Origin of the sequence: Nocardia sp. FDAARGOS_372 (assembly GCF_002554515.1) — a bacterium.
GTDB lineage: Bacteria > Actinomycetota > Actinomycetes > Mycobacteriales > Mycobacteriaceae > Nocardia > Nocardia farcinica.
Genome location: NZ_PDDW01000001.1, coordinates 3,910,047 through 3,926,722, shown reverse-complemented (window position 1 = coordinate 3,926,722; position 16,676 = coordinate 3,910,047). Strand labels below are relative to the sequence as shown.

Sequence of the window (16,676 nt, the reverse complement as noted above, 5' to 3'; positions counted from 1 at the left end):
TTCGTCCCCCCTCGGTCGGACTAGCGGCCCAGCCTGCCCCGCCCGAGACGCAGCAGCAGCATGGCGAGGGTGTGGCCCTCCTGGCCCAGCTCGCTGAAGCGCTCCAGCACCTTCATCTCGCGGCTGTGGACCAGGCGCGGGCCGCCGGAGGCCATCCGGGTGCGGCCGATCAGCCGGGAGATCTCGGTGCGTCGCTTGATGGCGGCGAGGATTTCGGCGTCGAGCTGGTCGATCTCCTTACGGAGCTTGTCGATCTCCGCCTCGGTCTGCGGCAGTGCCGCGTCGGACCCGGTGGTCGTGGCAGGGGTGCTGCTCATATTCATCTCCTCGTGTCAGAACGTGGATCGGTGGGTGCGCGCCGCGCGTTACCGTCCGGTTCTTTCACCGTGAAACAGACCTGGTGGGCCTTCCATAGTCCCCCCAGAAGTGCGATCTCAGCTACAGGTTCCGCGAACACGATATCCGGCGGGTAGCCGACTCGGATGCGTCGCGGCGAGACTGATCATGTGGCCAGTCTGCCACGGGTCCTGAGCGATGCAAAACATGTGATGGCGGGGGCTTCGCCCCTGTCGGTGGGCGCCGGTAGCGTGGATGGGCAATGGACATGACGGTGGTTCCCCAGACGACGGCTCCCCAGACGACGCCGGCCGGCCGTTCGCTGGCCGAGCAAGCACAGCAGCGCGCCGACGACCAGGCCCGACGCCGCGCCGACCGCGATCGGCAGCGGGCCGAACAGGTCGAGCGCCTGCTCGACGGCCTCAACCCGCAGCAGCGGGCGGCGGTGGTCCACGCGGGCTCGCCGCTGTTGATCGTCGCGGGCGCGGGCTCGGGCAAGACCGCGGTGCTCACCCGGCGCATCGCCTACCTGCTCGCCGCACGGGACGTCTCGCCCGGCCAGATCCTGGCGATCACCTTCACCAACAAGGCCGCCGCGGAGATGCGGGAGCGCGTCACGGGGCTGGTCGGCCCGCGCGCGGCCACCATGTGGGTGTCGACCTTCCATTCCAGTTGCGTGCGGATCCTGCGCATGCAGGCGGCGCTGCTGCCCGGCCTGAATTCCAATTTCTCCATCTACGACGCCGACGATTCGCGGCGATTGCTGACCATGATCAGCCGCGATCTGGATATCGACACCAAGAAATACTCCGCGCGGCTGCTGGCCACGGCCATCTCCAATCTCAAGAACGAGCTGATCGGCCCGGAGCAGGCTAGCGCCGACGCCGAGTCCGACGAATCCGAGTTGCCCGGCCTGGTGGCCCGCGTCTACACCGAATACCAGCGCAGGCTGCGCGCGGCGAACGCGCTGGATTTCGACGACCTGATCGGCGAGACCGTCGCCCTGTTGCAGAACCACCCGCAGGTCGCCGAGTACTACCGCCGCCGGTTCCGGCACGTGCTGGTCGACGAGTACCAGGACACCAACCACGCGCAGTACGTGCTGGTGCGCGAACTCGTCGGACATCACAGCGCGGCGGACGACACCGAGGACGCGGTGCCGCCGAGCGAACTGTGCGTGGTGGGCGACGCCGACCAGTCGATCTACGCCTTCCGCGGGGCGACGATCCGCAACATCGAGGAATTCGAGCGCGATTTCCCCGACGCGGAGACCATTCTGCTCGAGCAGAACTATCGCTCCACCCAGAACATCCTGTCCGCCGCCAACGCGGTGATCGCCCGCAACGAGGGCAGGCGCGAGAAGCGGCTGTGGACCGATTCGGGCGAGGGCGACCTGATCGTCGGCTACGTCGCCGACAACGAGCACGACGAGGCCTCCTTCGTCGCCAGGGAGATCGATCGCCTGGTCGACCAGGGCGAGGCGAACTACGGCGACGTCGCGGTGTTCTATCGCACCAACAACAACTCCCGTGCGCTGGAGGAGATCTTCATCCGCATGGGGCTGCCGTACAAGGTGGTCGGCGGCGTGCGCTTCTACGAGCGCAAGGAGGTCCGCGACATCGTGGCCTACCTGCGGGTGCTGGAGAACCCCGACGACGCGGTCAGCCTGCGCCGCATTCTCAACACCCCGCGCCGCGGCATCGGTGACCGGGCCGAAGCCTGCGTCGCGGTGCACGCCGAACAGCGCGGCATCGGCTTCGCCGCCGCGCTGCGCGACGCCGCCGAGGGCAAGGTGGCACTGCTCAACACCCGTGCCCAGCGCGCCATCGCCGGGTTCCTCGACCTGCTCGAAGAGATCCGGGCCGCCGGTGAGCAGGCCGACGCCGACTTCCCCGACGTCGGCAACGTGGTGGAAGCGGTGCTCGACCGCACCGGCTACCGCGCCGAACTGGAAGCCTCCGACGATCCGCAGGACGGCGCCCGGCTCGACAACCTGAACGAACTGGTCAGCGTGGCACGGGAATTCAGCTCCGAGGCCTACAACAACGCGGTCGCCGCCCGCGAGGAGGGCATCCTGCCCGAACAGGCCGAGGGCGAACCCGATCCCGGCTCGCTGGCGGCCTTCCTCGAGCGGGTCTCGCTGGTCGCCGACACCGACCAGATCCCCGACGAGGGCGCCGGGGTGGTCACCATGATGACCCTGCACACCGCCAAGGGCCTGGAGTTCCCGGTGGTCTTCGTGACCGGCTGGGAGGACGGGCAGTTCCCGCACATGCGCGCGCTGGGCGATCCCACCGAGCTGGCCGAGGAACGCAGGCTCGCCTACGTCGGCATCACCCGGGCCAGGCAGCGGCTGTATCTGACCCGGGCGGTGGTCCGCTCCGGCTGGGGCCAGCCGGTGTCGAACCCGGAATCGCGGTTCCTGCAGGAGATTCCCGACCACCTGATCGAGTGGCGCAGGCTGGAGCCTTCGCCCGCCACCCGCGGCATCCGTAAGCGTGGCGGCGACGAGGGGCTGGAGCGGGACTGGACCCGCGGTGACGGCTGGTCCGAGCCGCGTCCCGGGGTGCGCGACCGCGGTCCGCGCCGGCCGGCGCCGGGCGGGGCGAGCCGCAACAACACCAATCTGGTGCTCGCCGTGGGCGACCGGGTCAGCGACGACAAGTACGGGCTGGGCCGGGTGGTCGCCGCCGACGGGTTCGGGCCGCTGGCCACCGTCACGATCGATTTCGGCACGGCGGGCAAGATCCGGCTCATCCCGCAGTACAGCCGGACCCTGGTCAAGCTCTGACGGGCTGGGTAGCGTCGGGGCCGTGGAAAGCCTCGCACAGCACCTGGTGTGGTTCCTTCCGATGCTCTGGCTCGGCATGGTGGTCGCCATCTCGTTCCTCGAGGCGCCCCTGAAGTTCCGCGCCCCCGGCATCACCGTCCCGCTGGGGCTCGGCATCGGGCGGATCGTGTTCAAGGCGCTGAACACCGTCGAGGCGGTGCTGGCGGTGCTGCTCGTGCTCGCCTGCCTGGTGCTGGGCCCCGCCACGGCGGTGTGGGTGTGGCTGGGTGTCGCGGTGGCGGTGCTGGCGGTGCAGATCCTGGTGGTCCGCCCACCGCTGTCGCGACGGTCGGATCGGGTGCTGGCGGGGGAGGAGCTGCCGCGCTCGACGGCGCACTACTACTACATCGCGCTCGAGGTGGCCAAGGTGGTCACGCTGATCGGTCTGGCGATCGCCGCGGCGCCGTAGCCGGGGCACGGGCGATCAGCAGGCGCGTGTCCGCTGCGGCAGCAGGTCGCGCAGGGCATCGTCCAGGCACGGGTAGCGGAAGCGGTAACCCGCCTCCCGCAGCACCGTCGAGGTGGCGTGCCTGCCGGTCAGTCCCAGTGCCGGATCGGTGCGCAGCACGAGCGCGCCCAGGCGCAGCACCGCGGCGGGCGTCGGCGGCGCGGGCGGGCGGCGCAGGTGCCGCCGCAACGCCGCCATGAGGTCGCGGTTGCGCACCGGGAAATCGGTGGCCGCCACCACGATCCCGCTCGGAAGCGTGACGTCGGGGTCGAGTCCCAGCGCGGCACGGACGACGGCGAGCCAGTCCGCAAGATGGATCCAGCTGAACCACTGCTCGCCCGAGCCGATCCGCCCGCCCAGGCCCGCCGAGGTCAACCGGCACAGCATGCGCAGCGCGGGCGCCTGCGGGTCGAGCACGACGGACGTGCGCAGCACGACGTGGTGGCGGGTGTTCGCGCCGGTGAGGGCGTCCTCCCAGGGCCGCGCCACCCCGGTCATCTGCGGGAGCCCGATCGGCAGCGGCGTGCTCTCCGTGCAGCGGGTCTCGCCCGCGTCCGACCAGATCGCCGTCGTGCTCGCCTGCACCCAGTGCGCGAGCGGACGATCCAGCGACGCGGCGGCCTCGACCAGCGCGCGGGTGGGCCGCACCCTGCTGTCGCGCAGCACCGCGATGTTGGCCGGGGTGGGACGGCAGTCGACGAGCTGGCCGGCGAGGTTGACGACCGCGGTCGGGCCCGGATTGTCCAGCGCCGCAGCCCATTCGCCGACGGTCTCACCGTCCCAGCGCTGCTGCTCGAACGGCAGCCGGGGGTCGGGCGTGCGAGTGAGCACGACCACGCGCACCGCGCGGCAGGTGAGGTCGGCGGCCAGGTGGCGACCCAGGGAACCGGTGCCGCCGGCGATCACGACCGTCAAGGCGTCGGGGCCGGGCTCGATCCCGACGAGCCGGGCCAGCCGGGCGAAACTCACCCGCAGGTCGCCCTCCAGAACCCGGCCGAGTACGGCCCGGGCGGGGGCGGCGAAGGGGCCGGTGCAGGTGAGTTCCTGGGTCAGCTCCGTGCCCGCGCCGGACGGCCGCAGCCGCCACGAGATCCGCACGCGGCCAAGGGGATCCGGCTGGTCGATGGTGATCGCGCGGCCCGGGGTGAGTTCGGTGATCGTGAACGGCTCGGCGGTCCTGCGGTGCAGCGGGCCGAGCAACCGCCCACTCGGCGCGCAGTCGCCGGTCGTGCCCGGTTCCGCCGGGCCGTGCAGCACCACCGAGGTGATCCCCGGATGCCAGTGCGGCCAGCGGCCCGGGTCACCGACCACCGCCCAGACGGCTTCCGGTGGGGCGGCGAGGAACTGGGTGTACGTCGTTGTACGAGCCATGAGGCGACGCTACTGCCGGGCGTGAGCGCCGGGAAGCGTGCCGTCGGTCACCCCGGGGCGGGGTGGTCAGTCGCGCTGCGGGCCGAGGCTGATGCCGCGAGTGGCCAGCCACGGCACGGGATCGACCTTGTCGCTGCCGTTGAGCCACACCTCGAAGTGCACGTGCGGACCGGTGGAGAAGCCGCGGTTGCCGACGGTGGCGATCTGGTCACCGGCGAGCACCCGCTCGCCCGCGGACACGGTGGCGGTGTCGATGTGGCCGTAGACGGTGACCGTGCCGTCGTCGTGCAGCAGCCGGACCCACATGCCGAATCCGGAGGCGGGGCCCGCTTCGATCACGGTGCCGTCGGCGACGGCGTAGATCGGGGTGCCGATGGGCGCGGCGACATCGATGCCGAGATGCTGGACGCCCCAGCGGGCGCCGAAGCCGGAGGTGAAGTTGCCCGCGGCGAACTTGGCGAAGAGCGGGCGCAGCTTGGCGGCCTCGGCGGCGGCCAGCTCCTCGGCGTACTTGCGGCCCTTTTCAAGCATGTCGCCGAACTGGCCGATGTTCGCGGGCGAGGAGACGTTGAGCACCTGCGGCGAATCGGGCGAGGCGGTGGGGTCCTCGAGGCTCATGGACTGCGCGGCGATCTCGTGGATCTGGCCCGCGGCCTCGTAGTCGATGGTCTGCGAAGGCTGCTGCGGCGAGGCCATCGCGGCCTGGCCCGCGGCGACGACCGCGCCCGCGGCGACCGCGACGACGGCGGCGCGGCCCTTGAGCGCGGTGGGCGGCGCGGGCATGCGGTGCGCACCGCCGCGGCGGCTGCCCGCGCGGGCGGGGATGACGGCGGGGGCCGCCGGGCTCTCGGGCTCGTCCCAGGACGCGTCGGCCTCGTCGTCGGCCGTCCACCGCTGGTCACGGTCGCCGGTCCACTCGTCGGCCGGCTCGCCGGACCAGTCGTTCCCGGTCCAGGGTTCCTCGCCGCCGGGCGTCCACTGCGCCGGCTGTTGTGCCCAGGCGTTGTTGTCGCAGGCGCCCTGCCACTGGCTCGGGTCGGACTCGGTAGCGGCGGTCGCGTCGGCGATCGTCGCGTCGGCGGCCGACCGGGTCCGCTCGCCGCCCCAGGCGCCGCCGTCGGACCAGGACGCCTGCTGGTTCCACGAGTCCTGCCTGCTCCACGAATCCTGCTCGGTCCAGGCGGACTGCTGATCCCACTCCTGCTGATGCCATGCGGCCCGGTCGTCCTGGCTCCACGCGGGCTGCTCACCCTGGTGCCAGTCGCCCTGGTTCCACGCGGCCTGCTCGTCGCGGGCGGTCCAGGCGGACCCGTCGTGCCAGGCGGCGTGCGGCTCGGGCTCGACCTGCGCGCCGAATCCGGCGGCGGTGGCGGCCGCGGCGGGAGCGGCGAAGCGATACCCGGACTCCGCGTAGGACGACTCCGCGTAGGACTCCGTGGCGGGAGCGAAGGGCTGATCGTCGTCGCGATAACGATGACCGGTGCGCGGACGATGACCGGGCGCGAGGGTGGAGCGGTGATTCATCGGCGGTGCCACATCGTGAAGCGGGAGTTGGTCACGGTGCCGACGACACGGCAGGTGAACGATGTCGGGGGTGTCGCGATCGAACGGCTCACCAGTTGCGGAGCATTGTGCTGCATCAAGGCTTGCCGTCCTCCTCATCCTCTGGAACAGGGGAGTCGTGACCTAGTTGTGACATCGACCGCATGACGGTAACGAAGCGATTGCGTCGCCCGCAAGCGGTGCGCCCCTTCTGTCCAAACATGTGAGATTCATCACGGTAACGTCGCGGAATAGTTCACCGTGAATCGGGCACCGAAGTGAGAATGGGTTCCCCGCGGTTCCGGTGGTCGCGCACCGCCTTCCGGCGGAGCCGCCCCGCCGAGCGGAACCTACTCGCCAGTAGTGTTGGCCAGCGGTTTTATCGATCCCCGCCGTCTGCGCGTGACCTGCGCCACTTAGGATGAACGTGGCCGATTGGCCCTCCATGTGACTGGTTAGAGTCCGACCCGACCCGCTTCCGACGTCGGGCCGCCAACAAAGACGTTGTCATAGCAACGCAGACGAGACGGTGAGTACATGGATCTCTTCGAATATCAGGCGAAGGAGCTCTTCGTTAAGCACGGAGTGCCTTCGTCCGAGGGCCGCGTCACGGACACGGCCGAGGACGCCCGCGCGATCGCGGCGGAAATCGGCAAGCCGGTGATGATCAAGTCCCAGGTCAAGGTCGGTGGCCGCGGTAAGGCCGGTGGCGTGAAGTACGCCGCGACGCCGGAGGACGCGTTCACCCACGCGCAGAACATCCTCGGCCTGGACATCAAGGGACACATCACCAAGAAGATCCTGGTCGCCGAGGCGAAGGACATCGCCGAGGAGTACTACATCTCCTTCCTGCTCGACCGCGCCAACCGCACCTACCTGGCCATGTGCTCGGTCGAGGGCGGCATGGAGATCGAGGAGGTCGCCGCGACCAAGCCCGAGCGCCTGGCCAAGGTGCCCGTCGACGCCGTCAAGGGCGTCGATCTGGCCTTCGCCCGCTCGATCGCCGAGCAGGGCCACCTGCCCGCCGAGGTGCTCGACGCCGCGGCCGTGACCATCCAGAAGCTGTGGGAGGTCTTCGTTGCCGAGGACGCGACCCTGGTGGAGGTCAACCCGCTGGTGCGCACCCCCCAGGACGAGATCCTCGCCCTCGACGGCAAGGTCACCCTGGACGAGAACGCCGGCTTCCGGCACCCCGAGCACGACGAGTTCGCGGACGTCGACGCCACCGACCCGCTCGAGCTCAAGGCCAAGGAGAACGACCTCAACTACGTCAAGCTCGACGGCGAGGTCGGCATCATCGGCAACGGCGCCGGCCTGGTCATGTCGACCCTGGACGTGGTCGCCTACGCCGGTGAGAACCACGGCGGCGTGAAGCCGGCCAACTTCCTCGACATCGGTGGCGGCGCCTCGGCCGAGGTGATGGCGGCCGGGCTCGACGTCATCCTCAACGACGCGCAGGTCAAGAGCGTGTTCGTGAACGTGTTCGGTGGCATCACCGCGTGTGACGCGGTCGCCAACGGCATCGTCAAGGCGCTCGAGATCCTGGGCGACGAGGCGAACAAGCCGCTGGTCGTGCGGCTGGACGGCAACAAGGTCGACGAGGGCCGCAAGATCCTCGTCGAGGCCGCGCACCCGCTGGTGACGCTGGCGCAGACAATGGACGAAGGCGCCGACAAGGCCGCCGAACTGGCAGCCGCCCGCTAACGACGGCCGAGCAAGGGACCACACGACATGTCAATCTTCCTGAACAAGGACTCCAAGGTCATCGTCCAGGGCATCACCGGCGGTGAAGGCACCAAGCACACCGCGCTGATGCTCAAGGCGGGCACCAAGATCGTCGGCGGCGTCAACGCGCGCAAGGCGGGCACCACCGTCTCGCACACCGACAAGGACGGCAACGCCGTCGAGCTGCCGGTCTTCGGCACCGTCGCCGAGGCCATCAAGGAGACCGGCGCCGACGTCTCCATCGCGTTCGTGCCGCCGAAGTTCGCCAAGGACGCCATCATCGAGGCCATCGACGCGGAGATCCCGCTGCTGGTGGTCATCACCGAGGGCATCCCCGTGCAGGACACCGCCTACGCGTGGGCATACAACGTCGAGAAGGGCAACAAGACCCGGATCATCGGCCCCAACTGCCCGGGCATCATCACCCCCGGCGAGTCGCTGGTCGGCATCACCCCGGCCAACATCACCGGCAAGGGCCCGATCGGCCTGGTGTCCAAGTCGGGCACGCTGACCTACCAGATGATGTACGAGCTGCGCGATTTCGGCTTCTCGACCTCCATCGGCATCGGCGGCGACCCGGTCATCGGCACCACCCACATCGACGCCATCGAGGCGTTCGAGAAGGACCCCGAGACCAAGCTCATCGTCATGATCGGCGAGATCGGCGGCGACGCCGAGGAGCGGGCCGCGGCCTACATCAAGGCCAACGTCACCAAGCCGGTGGTCGGCTACGTCGCGGGCTTCACCGCTCCGGAGGGCAAGACCATGGGCCACGCGGGCGCCATCGTGTCGGGCTCCTCGGGCACCGCCCAGGCCAAGAAGGACGCGCTCGAGGCCGCGGGCGTCAAGGTCGGCAAGACGCCGTCCGAGACCGCCGCGCTCGCGCGCGAGATCCTGGAGAAGGCGTCCATCACCGCCTGATCCGACCAGCACGTGCCGAAGGCCGCCTTCCGATCGATACGGAAGGCGGCCTTCGTCTTCGGCGGGGCGGCGGCGCCGATCGCGCCCGAACGGCGCTGTTCGGTCGAGGATGACCGGGGCGGGCGCGTGCAGTAGCGTCAGAAGCAATCCAGCCGAAGTTAACGACTCGACCTAGGAGACGACGACATGTCATACCCGACCGGGGGCTCCGGGTACAACACACCCGCGACGCCCTCCGCACCATCCGGTTCCGGCCAGTCGACCGGTGGCGGCACCGGCGCGAGCGCGACCGGTTCCGCGGCGGCTCCCGCGGCGAAGGGGTTGCCGTTCTTCCTGGTGGTCGGCGTCGCCGCGCTCGGCGTGATCAACTTCCTGCTCGGCTTCCTGCCGTTCGTGGAGCCGCAAGCCACCAACCCGATGACCGGTGCGCGGGTGACCGGCGATTCGATCAACGCGTTCGCCACGCTCGGCCTGGCCGGCCTGCTGGCGATGCTGCTGCTCGGCGGTCTGCTGGCGGCGCTGTCGATCCTGCCCGGCCAGGACTGGAAGGGCGCGGCCGCCGCGGCGTCGGCGGCGGGCTTCCTCGCGCTGCTGTTCCAGTCCTTCTCGCTGCCCGAGGGCGCGGGCGCCGCGTTCGGCTTCTGGGTGGTGCTGTTCCTGGCGCTGGTGCAGACCGCGCTCGCGGTCGCCGCGGTGCTGTTCGCCGCGGGTATCCTCAAGCCGCCTGCGCCGAAACCGGCGGCACCGCAGGCTCCGCAGCAGGGTGGCTACGGCCAGCAGGGCGGCTACGGTGCCCCCTCGTACGGCCAGCAGCCCGGTTACGGCCAGCAGTCGCCGTACGGCCAGAGCCAGCAGCCGTCCTACGGCCAGCAGCCGGGCTACGGCACCGGCCCCCAGTACCAGCAGCCCCAGCAGCCCTACGGCCAGAGCCAGCCGGGCCAGTCGCCCTACGGCCAGCAGCCCGGGTACGGTCAGCAGCCCGGCCAGTCCTACGGTCAGCAGCCGGGTTATGGTGCGCCGCAACAGTCTTCGCCCTACGCGAGCGGCGCGCAGCCCCGTCCGGACGAGAGTGCCACCCAGCACTTCGGTGGCCAGGCCGGTCAGCAGTACGGCCAGCAGGGGTACGGCCAAGCCCAGCAGCAGCCGGCGCAGCCCGGCCAGCAGGCGGGGCAGCAGCAGGGGCAGCCGTTCGGCGGTGAGAAGAGCGCCGACCCGGCCGCCGACGCCACCCAGGCGTTCCGGCCCAACGACGACAACAAGTAGTTCGTTCTTCCTCCGCGAGCACCCGGCCCGAACCAGGGCGGGTGCTCGCGGCGCGCCTGCCCCGATCCCGTCGCGAAGGCTGTCACGCTGAATCTCCATGAGCTCCCCCAGAAACTCGCTCGTCCGCTGGACCGGGGAATCGCCTGCGGAGCCGGAGCCCGCCGTGCGTAGCGGGCCTGCCACCGAGGAGCCGGGTTTCCTGTCGCTGACGCCCGAGCGGGCCAGGGTGCTGCTGTTCGTCGCGGCGCGGCCCGCGGCGCTGGCGCTGCTGGTGGTCACCGTGCTCGTCGTGTCGACCCTGCTGACCTCCGGTGGCGCGATGACCGGCACGTCGGCCGCGATCGCGGCGAGCTGGCTCGGCATGCACCAGGTTCCGCTGGAGGTCGGCAAGACGACGCTCGGTCTGTTGCCGCTGCTGCCGACCGCGGTGCTGCTCTGGGCCGCCGCCCGCGAATGTGCCAGGGCCGCGGTGCCCAACGGCACCCGCACCGACCTGGCCTGGCTGCTCGGCGCGGCGCTGGGCGGTCCGCTGCTGGTGACCGCGGTCTGCCTGGCCGTGGTCACCGACGCCTCCGGCGTGCTGCCGGTGCGGCCCCCGAACACGCTGGCCGCGTTCGCCTGGGTGCTCGGACTGCACCTGCTGGCCGCGGGCGCGGGGATCGCGAGCCGAGAACTGCCGCGGGTGGTCGACACCCTGCGGTTGCCGCCGTGGGCGGTGTCCGGCATCCGGGGCGCCGGGCGCTCGCTGGTGCGGCTGCTGGCCTGCGCCGCCGCGGTCACCGTGATCTCGTTGTTCGCGCATTACTCGACCATCGGCGACATCTACAGCGGTGCGGGCGACGGATGGGGTGTGCTGGGGCTGACCGTGCTGTCGGTGCTCTACCTGCCCAACGTCGTGATCGGCGCCCTCGGCGTGTTGCTCGGCGCCACCGCCGAGTTCGGCACGGCCTCGGTCGGCCTGTTCTCCGTGGTCGGCGGTCCGGTCCCGGCGGTGCCGGTGCTGGCGGCGATGCCGATGGGCCCGGCCGCCGGGTGGTGGGCGCTGTTGCTGGTGGTACCCGCCGCGGTCGGTGTCCTGGGTGGCCTCGATCTGGCCCGGCTGACCCGGGACGAGATCCGCGCACCCTGGGCCACGCTCACCTCGGCGGCGGTGACCACCGTGCTGCTGCTCGTCGCGGCCGTCCTGGCCGGTGGCGAGCTGGGTGGTTTCGGGCACGTCGGGCTGGACCTGCCGATCCTGGCGGCGGCCGGTTTCGGCTGGCTCGCGGTGACCGGGTGGATCGGGTTGACCGCCGCGCGGTTGTTCCCCGGCCGGACCGCGACCGCCGGCGGTGACCACCACGGCCACGCGGACGAGCACGACGACTATTACGACGACGAGCACGACTACTACGGCGACGACCGCTACGAGGACGACCGCTACGAGGACGACCGCTACGAGGACGAGCACTACGAGGACGAGCACTACGACGACCACGACGACGGCGAGTACTACGCGGACGACGATCAGTACGACGACGATGCCCGTGCGGCGGACGACGACTCCGGCGAGGACGGCCACCACGACGACCGCGATCGCCGGGACCGGTTCGCCGCCGACGATTCCGAGACCCTCGAGGGCGAACTCGTCGACGAGCCCGCCGCGCTCGCCGGACCGCGCCGCGACCACGACGCCGACATCGTGGACGCCGAAGTGGTGGAATCCGAGACCGACCGCTGAGTGCCGCCGCACCCGGCGGCCGGAACGGATCGTGTGCGCGCAGGGCGCTCCGCTCGGGCGAAGCGGGCACCGCTAGGCTGATCACCGGCGGTGATGTCCCCGCCGTCCGATCGACACGCAGGAGTAGAGCGCTGACGTCCTCGCACGCCCAGTGGGTGCCGACGGTATCGCCCCCGTCGAACGCACCGGCCACCGTCGTCGTGCTCGCCTCGGGCACCGGGTCGCTGCTGCGCGCCCTGCTCGACGCGGCGAGCGCGCCCGGCTACCCGGCCGAGATCGTCGCCGTCGGCGTGGACCGGGTGTGCGCGGCCACCGAGCACGCCGAGGCCGCGGGCGTCCCGCATTTCCGGGTGGCGCTGAAGGACTTCCCCGATCGCGGCGCCTGGGACACCGCGCTCACCGAAGCCGTCGCCGCGTATCGCCCCGACCTGGTGGTGTCGGCCGGTTTCATGAAGATTCTCGGCCCCGCGTTCATGGACCGTTTCGGCGGACGAATCATCAACACCCATCCCGCGCTGCTGCCGTCCTTTCCCGGCGCGCACGGCGTGCGCGACGCGCTCGCCTACGGGGTGCGGGTCACCGGCTCGACGGTGCATCTGGTCGATTCCGGTGTCGACACCGGCCCGATCCTGGCGCAGGAACCCGTGCCGGTACTGCCCGACGACGACGAGGCCACCCTGCACGAGCGCATCAAGGTTGTCGAGCGACGGCTGCTGACCGAGGTCGTGGCCGCCGTCGCCACGCGAGGCATTGTCTCCGACGGACGAAAGGCAGTAATTCCAGATGAGCGGGTGCTCCGGTGAGTGAACGTAAGCCGATTCGCAGGGCGCTGGTGAGCGTCTACGACAAGACCGGGCTCGTCGAGCTCGCGACCGGTCTGCACGCCGCGGGTGTGGAACTGGTCTCGACCGGCTCCACCGCGGGCCGGATCGCCGACGCGGGCATTCCGGTGACCAAGGTCGAGGAGCTGACCGGCTTCCCGGAGACCCTCGACGGCCGGGTCAAGACACTGCACCCGCGGGTGCACGCGGGCATCCTCGCCGACACCCGCAAGCCCGAGCATCTCGACCAGCTCACCGAGCTCGGCGTCGAGGCGTTCCAACTGGTGGTGGTGAACCTCTACCCGTTCACCCAGACGGTGGCCAGTGGCGCGAGCCCGGACGAGTGCGTGGAGCAGATCGATATCGGTGGCCCGTCGATGGTGCGCGCCGCGGCGAAGAACCACCCGTCGGTCGCCGTCGTCGTGGACGCGGGCGACTACGACGACGTGCTGGCCGCGGTGCGCGCCGGCGGGTTCACGCTGGCGCAGCGGACCGCGTTGGCGGCCAAGGCTTTCCAACACACCGCCGGCTACGACGTGGCGGTGGCGAGCTGGCTGACCGGTGTGCTCGCCCCGAGTGTGGCCGACCAGCCGCCGAGCACCCCGTACCCGGCCTGGATCGGCGGCAGCTGGGAGCGCGCGGCGGTACTGCGCTACGGCGAGAACCCGCACCAGTCGGCGGCGCTGTACACCAGCAACGACGGCAGCCCGGGGCTGGCGCAGGCGCAGCAGTTGCACGGCAAGGAGATGTCGTACAACAACTACACCGATGCCGACGCCGCCTGGCGCGCCGCCTACGACCACGAGGCCCCGGCCGTCGCGATCATCAAGCACGCCAACCCCTGCGGTATCGCGATCGGCGCGGACATCGCCGAGGCGCACCGCAAGGCGCACGCCTGCGATCCGGTGAGCGCGTTCGGCGGCGTCATCGCGGCCAATCGCGAGGTCACCGTGGAGATGGCCGAGCAGGTCGCCGACATCTTCACCGAGGTGATCGTCGCCCCGTCCTACGCCGACGGCGCGGTGGAGGTGCTGCAGCGCAAGAAGAACGTGCGCATCCTGATCGCCGAGCCGCCGCAGCGCGCCGGTGTGGAGCTGCGCCCGATCAGCGGCGGCGCGCTGCTGCAACAGCGCGACATCCTCGACGCCGAGGGCGACGATCCGGCCAACTGGACGCTGGTGGCCGGTACGGCCGCCGACGAGCAGACCCTCGCCGATCTGGCGTTCGCGTGGCGGGCGTGCCGCGCGGTGAAGTCCAACGCGATCCTGCTGGCCAGCGACGGCGCGTCGGTGGGCGTGGGCATGGGCCAGGTGAACCGGGTGGACGCGGTGCAGCTGGCGGTGCGCCGCGCCGGTGACCGGGCCAAGGGCTCGGTGGCCGCCTCGGATGCCTTCTTCCCGTTCCCGGACGGTCCCCAGCAGCTGATCCAGGCCGGTGTGCGCGCCATCGTGCAGCCCGGCGGTTCGGTGCGGGACCAGGAGACGATCGATCTCGCCCGCGAGGCGGGCGTGACGCTCTACCTGACGGGGTCGCGGCACTTCGCGCACTGAGTCCCTCGCGACGAGAGGCGGGTCCGGCGTACGGGCCCGCCTCTCGTCGTCTCCCGGGATGGTGCCGCCGATCAGACCGCGCTGAGCACCTGCCGTGCGCCCAGCGGCGCGTCCAGCTGCACCTCCACCGTGCCGAAGACCGCGATCATCACGCACATCCGATCGGCGGCCTCGGCGAGCCGGCCCGAGCGCAGTTCGATGGTCACGGCGCTGTCGGTCTCGGTGGTGGTGACGTCGATGCCGTAGCACTCCGGCGTGCCGGTCTGGAAATGCACGGCCAGCCGATCCGGGGCCAGTCGCGTCCAGGAGGTGAACGGGATCGGGTGGGCGTCGACGATCGTCGGGTCCGGGGTGAAGGTCGTTCCCGGCGGCGCGTCGGGCGCCTCGGTGGGTGTCTGCGCGGTGCTCGTCACGGCGCTGGTCGCGGTGTCCTGGGGTGCGGTGTCGTTCTCCTCGCCGCAACTCGCGGCGAGCGGGCCGATGAGCGCGACGGCGACGACAACGGCAAGGCGGCGGCTCGACCTGCGATACATGCCTCAACCCTAGTCCCGGCGCGTGACGGCCCCCACAGTGAACATTCCGCGAACCCTGCGCGTAATGCCTCCCGGTGGCGGGCGCGGACTGTAGATTCTGCGTTCGGTGCGGGCCATGGGCTTTCGGCTCGCATCGCAAGTCGGATGCTGTGCACAGAAAATCTTCGAAAGGAACAACGTGGGCGACACGCTGCGCGTAGGCGAAGAACTCGGACTCGGTCAGTCCCTGACCGGAGGTGCCTACACCCTGACCCTGCAGCCGGACGGCAACCTCGTGCTGTCCGAGCCCGGCGGAAACGTCGTGTGGGCCACCCAGACCCACGATCAGGGCGTCGACAAGGCCGTCCTGCAGCACGACGGCAACTTCGTGCTCTACAAGGGTGCCGACGCCGCGTGGTCCACCGAGACCAACGGCAAGAGCGCCGATCGCCTGGTCGTGCAGGCCGACCGCAACGTCGTGCTGTACGGCACCGACGGCGCCGCGCTGTGGGCGTCGGGCACCAACACCGACAACCCGCTGCCCGCCCCGGAACAGCAGGCCGAGCAGGCGCCCGCCGCCGCGCCGGTCGAGGACGTGCCCCCGCCGCCGCCCGCGCCGCAGCCGCGCACCTACACCGTGGAGCCGGGCGACACCCTGTGGGCGATCGCCGAGCGCTTCTACGGCGACGGCAACCGCTACCAGGAGATCGCCGACGCCAGCGGCATCCCGAACCCGGACGCGATCAACCCCGGTCAGGTGCTGACCATTCCGTGATCCGCGGCCGCGCGACAGCGTGAAACCGGCAGGGCCTCCGGGGATTTCCCGGAGGCCCTGCCGCTGTCCACCCTCAGTACCGCATGGCGTAGGAGATCTTGCGCCACAGCGATTTCTGCCGCTGCGCCGCCTTGAACCGGTCGTCCTGTTCCAGCACCGCCGTCGCGGCGGCCACCCGTCGTTCGCCTTCGGCGATGGCGTCCTCCACCGACATCACGGTGGGCAGATCGAACAGCTCGATGATGCGGGTGACCCGCTCGTGCACCGTGCCGCCGACCACCTCGTAGGGCAGGCCGAGATCGGCGACCACCTCGAGCAGGGTGTCGTCGGACAGCTTGCGGAACGGCTCGGACACCGGCCGGTGCCCGTCGGTCTTCATCGGAAACTCCACCGGCAGATGCACATACGCGTCGTAGAGCCTGCGCGCGCGTTCCTTGACGATGTCGCCGATGATGTCGGTGTACTCGAGCAGCGGCGCCTTGCGGCCCACCCCGGCCAGTGTCTTGATCGAGCGCAGCAGGAACCCGGCGCCCGGATTGATCCCCACCGCCATCCGCGCGGTGCCGTACACCCACTCGTGCACCACCGATCCGTCGGAGATGAACGAACCGTCGCACGACTCGTTGGCGACCCGCTCCTCGAACCGGCGAGTTCCGAGTTGCAGCAGCTCGATCGAGTTGAGCTCCATCACCGTCTTTCCCGGCGCGAGATCGATGAGCAGCTCACGCGACGTCAGCGCGTGGGTGCGGGGAATGCCGGTCGCGATCGAGAGCGTTTCGGTCGTGGTGCTCTTGCCGACGCCGTAGGTGCCCGATATCGCGAGTTTGATGGTGTCGCATCGACGGCCGCCGACGAGATACAT

General features: G+C 70.7%; 14 protein-coding genes. 9 read left to right on the top strand and 5 right to left on the bottom strand.

Annotation, left to right across the window (positions count from 1 at the left end; translation table 11 throughout):
• Positions 1-20 precede the first annotated feature (20 nt).
• Positions 21-323, bottom strand: coding sequence for a chorismate mutase (locus tag CRM89_RS18805; protein WP_011211531.1), 303 nt, complete (start codon positions 321-323; stop codon positions 21-23).
• 275 nt (positions 324-598) lie between these two features.
• On the opposite strand from CRM89_RS18805, the gene pcrA reads away from it, so the two are divergent.
• Positions 599-3,127 carry a DNA helicase PcrA gene (gene pcrA / locus CRM89_RS18800; RefSeq protein WP_060594357.1) on the top strand — a complete coding sequence of 843 codons (2,529 nt, stop codon included), beginning with the start codon at positions 599-601 and terminating at the stop codon, positions 3,125-3,127.
• Between the two features lie 61 nt (positions 3,128-3,188).
• Complete coding sequence (locus CRM89_RS18795; protein WP_220275925.1) at positions 3,189-3,575, top strand: hypothetical protein; 387 nt, start codon at positions 3,189-3,191, stop codon at positions 3,573-3,575.
• Between the two features lie 15 nt (positions 3,576-3,590).
• Here CRM89_RS18795 and CRM89_RS18790 read toward each other — a convergent pair whose 3' ends face one another.
• Together CRM89_RS18790 and CRM89_RS18785 are read right to left on the bottom strand one after the other, a co-directional pair.
• Positions 3,591-4,985 carry a DUF1731 domain-containing protein gene (locus CRM89_RS18790; protein WP_098085367.1) on the bottom strand — a complete coding sequence of 465 codons (1,395 nt, stop codon included), beginning with the start codon at positions 4,983-4,985 and terminating at the stop codon, positions 3,591-3,593.
• 66 nt (positions 4,986-5,051) lie between these two features.
• Complete coding sequence (locus CRM89_RS18785; protein ID WP_229435088.1) at positions 5,052-6,053, bottom strand: M23 family metallopeptidase; 1,002 nt, start codon at positions 6,051-6,053, stop codon at positions 5,052-5,054.
• A 1,011-nt stretch (positions 6,054-7,064) separates the two neighbouring features.
• Here CRM89_RS18785 and sucC point away from each other — a divergent pair.
• The 6 genes from sucC (at position 7,065) to purH (ending at position 14,527) form a co-directional block, all read left to right on the top strand.
• The gene (sucC, locus tag CRM89_RS18780; protein ID WP_011211526.1) at positions 7,065-8,231 is read left to right on the top strand and encodes an ADP-forming succinate--CoA ligase subunit beta; all 1,167 of its coding nucleotides are present in this window, start codon (positions 7,065-7,067) and stop codon (positions 8,229-8,231) included.
• Positions 8,232-8,258: 27 nt separating this feature from the next.
• Entirely contained in the window at positions 8,259-9,173 is a 915-nt protein-coding gene (gene sucD / locus CRM89_RS18775; RefSeq protein WP_011211525.1) for a succinate--CoA ligase subunit alpha, read from the top strand.
• A 186-nt stretch (positions 9,174-9,359) separates the two neighbouring features.
• Positions 9,360-10,436 carry a DUF5336 domain-containing protein gene (locus tag CRM89_RS18770; RefSeq protein ID WP_098085362.1) on the top strand — a complete coding sequence of 359 codons (1,077 nt, stop codon included), beginning with the start codon at positions 9,360-9,362 and terminating at the stop codon, positions 10,434-10,436.
• 97 nt (positions 10,437-10,533) lie between these two features.
• Entirely contained in the window at positions 10,534-12,156 is a 1,623-nt protein-coding gene (locus tag CRM89_RS18765) for a DUF6350 family protein (RefSeq protein ID WP_098085360.1), read from the top strand.
• Positions 12,157-12,311: 155 nt separating this feature from the next.
• A complete protein-coding gene (gene purN, locus CRM89_RS18760; protein WP_011211522.1) occupies positions 12,312-12,959 on the top strand; it encodes a phosphoribosylglycinamide formyltransferase in 648 nt (215 codons plus the stop codon).
• Complete coding sequence (gene purH / locus CRM89_RS18755) at positions 12,956-14,527, top strand: bifunctional phosphoribosylaminoimidazolecarboxamide formyltransferase/IMP cyclohydrolase (RefSeq protein WP_011211521.1); 1,572 nt, start codon at positions 12,956-12,958, stop codon at positions 14,525-14,527. Before purN ends, purH begins: the two co-directional genes overlap by 4 nt.
• A 71-nt stretch (positions 14,528-14,598) precedes the next feature.
• Here purH and CRM89_RS18750 read toward each other — a convergent pair whose 3' ends face one another.
• Positions 14,599-15,060: a hypothetical protein gene (locus CRM89_RS18750; protein ID WP_011211520.1), complete on the bottom strand. Its 462-nt coding sequence runs from the start codon at positions 15,058-15,060 to the stop codon at positions 14,599-14,601.
• A 178-nt stretch (positions 15,061-15,238) separates the two neighbouring features.
• Here CRM89_RS18750 and CRM89_RS18745 point away from each other — a divergent pair, with 178 nt between their 5' ends.
• Positions 15,239-15,814, top strand: a complete 576-nt coding sequence (locus CRM89_RS18745; protein WP_041560429.1) for a LysM peptidoglycan-binding domain-containing protein — start codon at positions 15,239-15,241, stop codon at positions 15,812-15,814.
• 73 nt (positions 15,815-15,887) lie between these two features.
• Here the strand turns inward: CRM89_RS18745 and CRM89_RS18740 are convergent, their stop codons facing one another.
• On the bottom strand, positions 15,888-16,676 hold the full coding sequence (locus tag CRM89_RS18740) for an AAA family ATPase (RefSeq protein ID WP_011211518.1): 789 nt from the start codon (positions 16,674-16,676) through the stop codon (positions 15,888-15,890).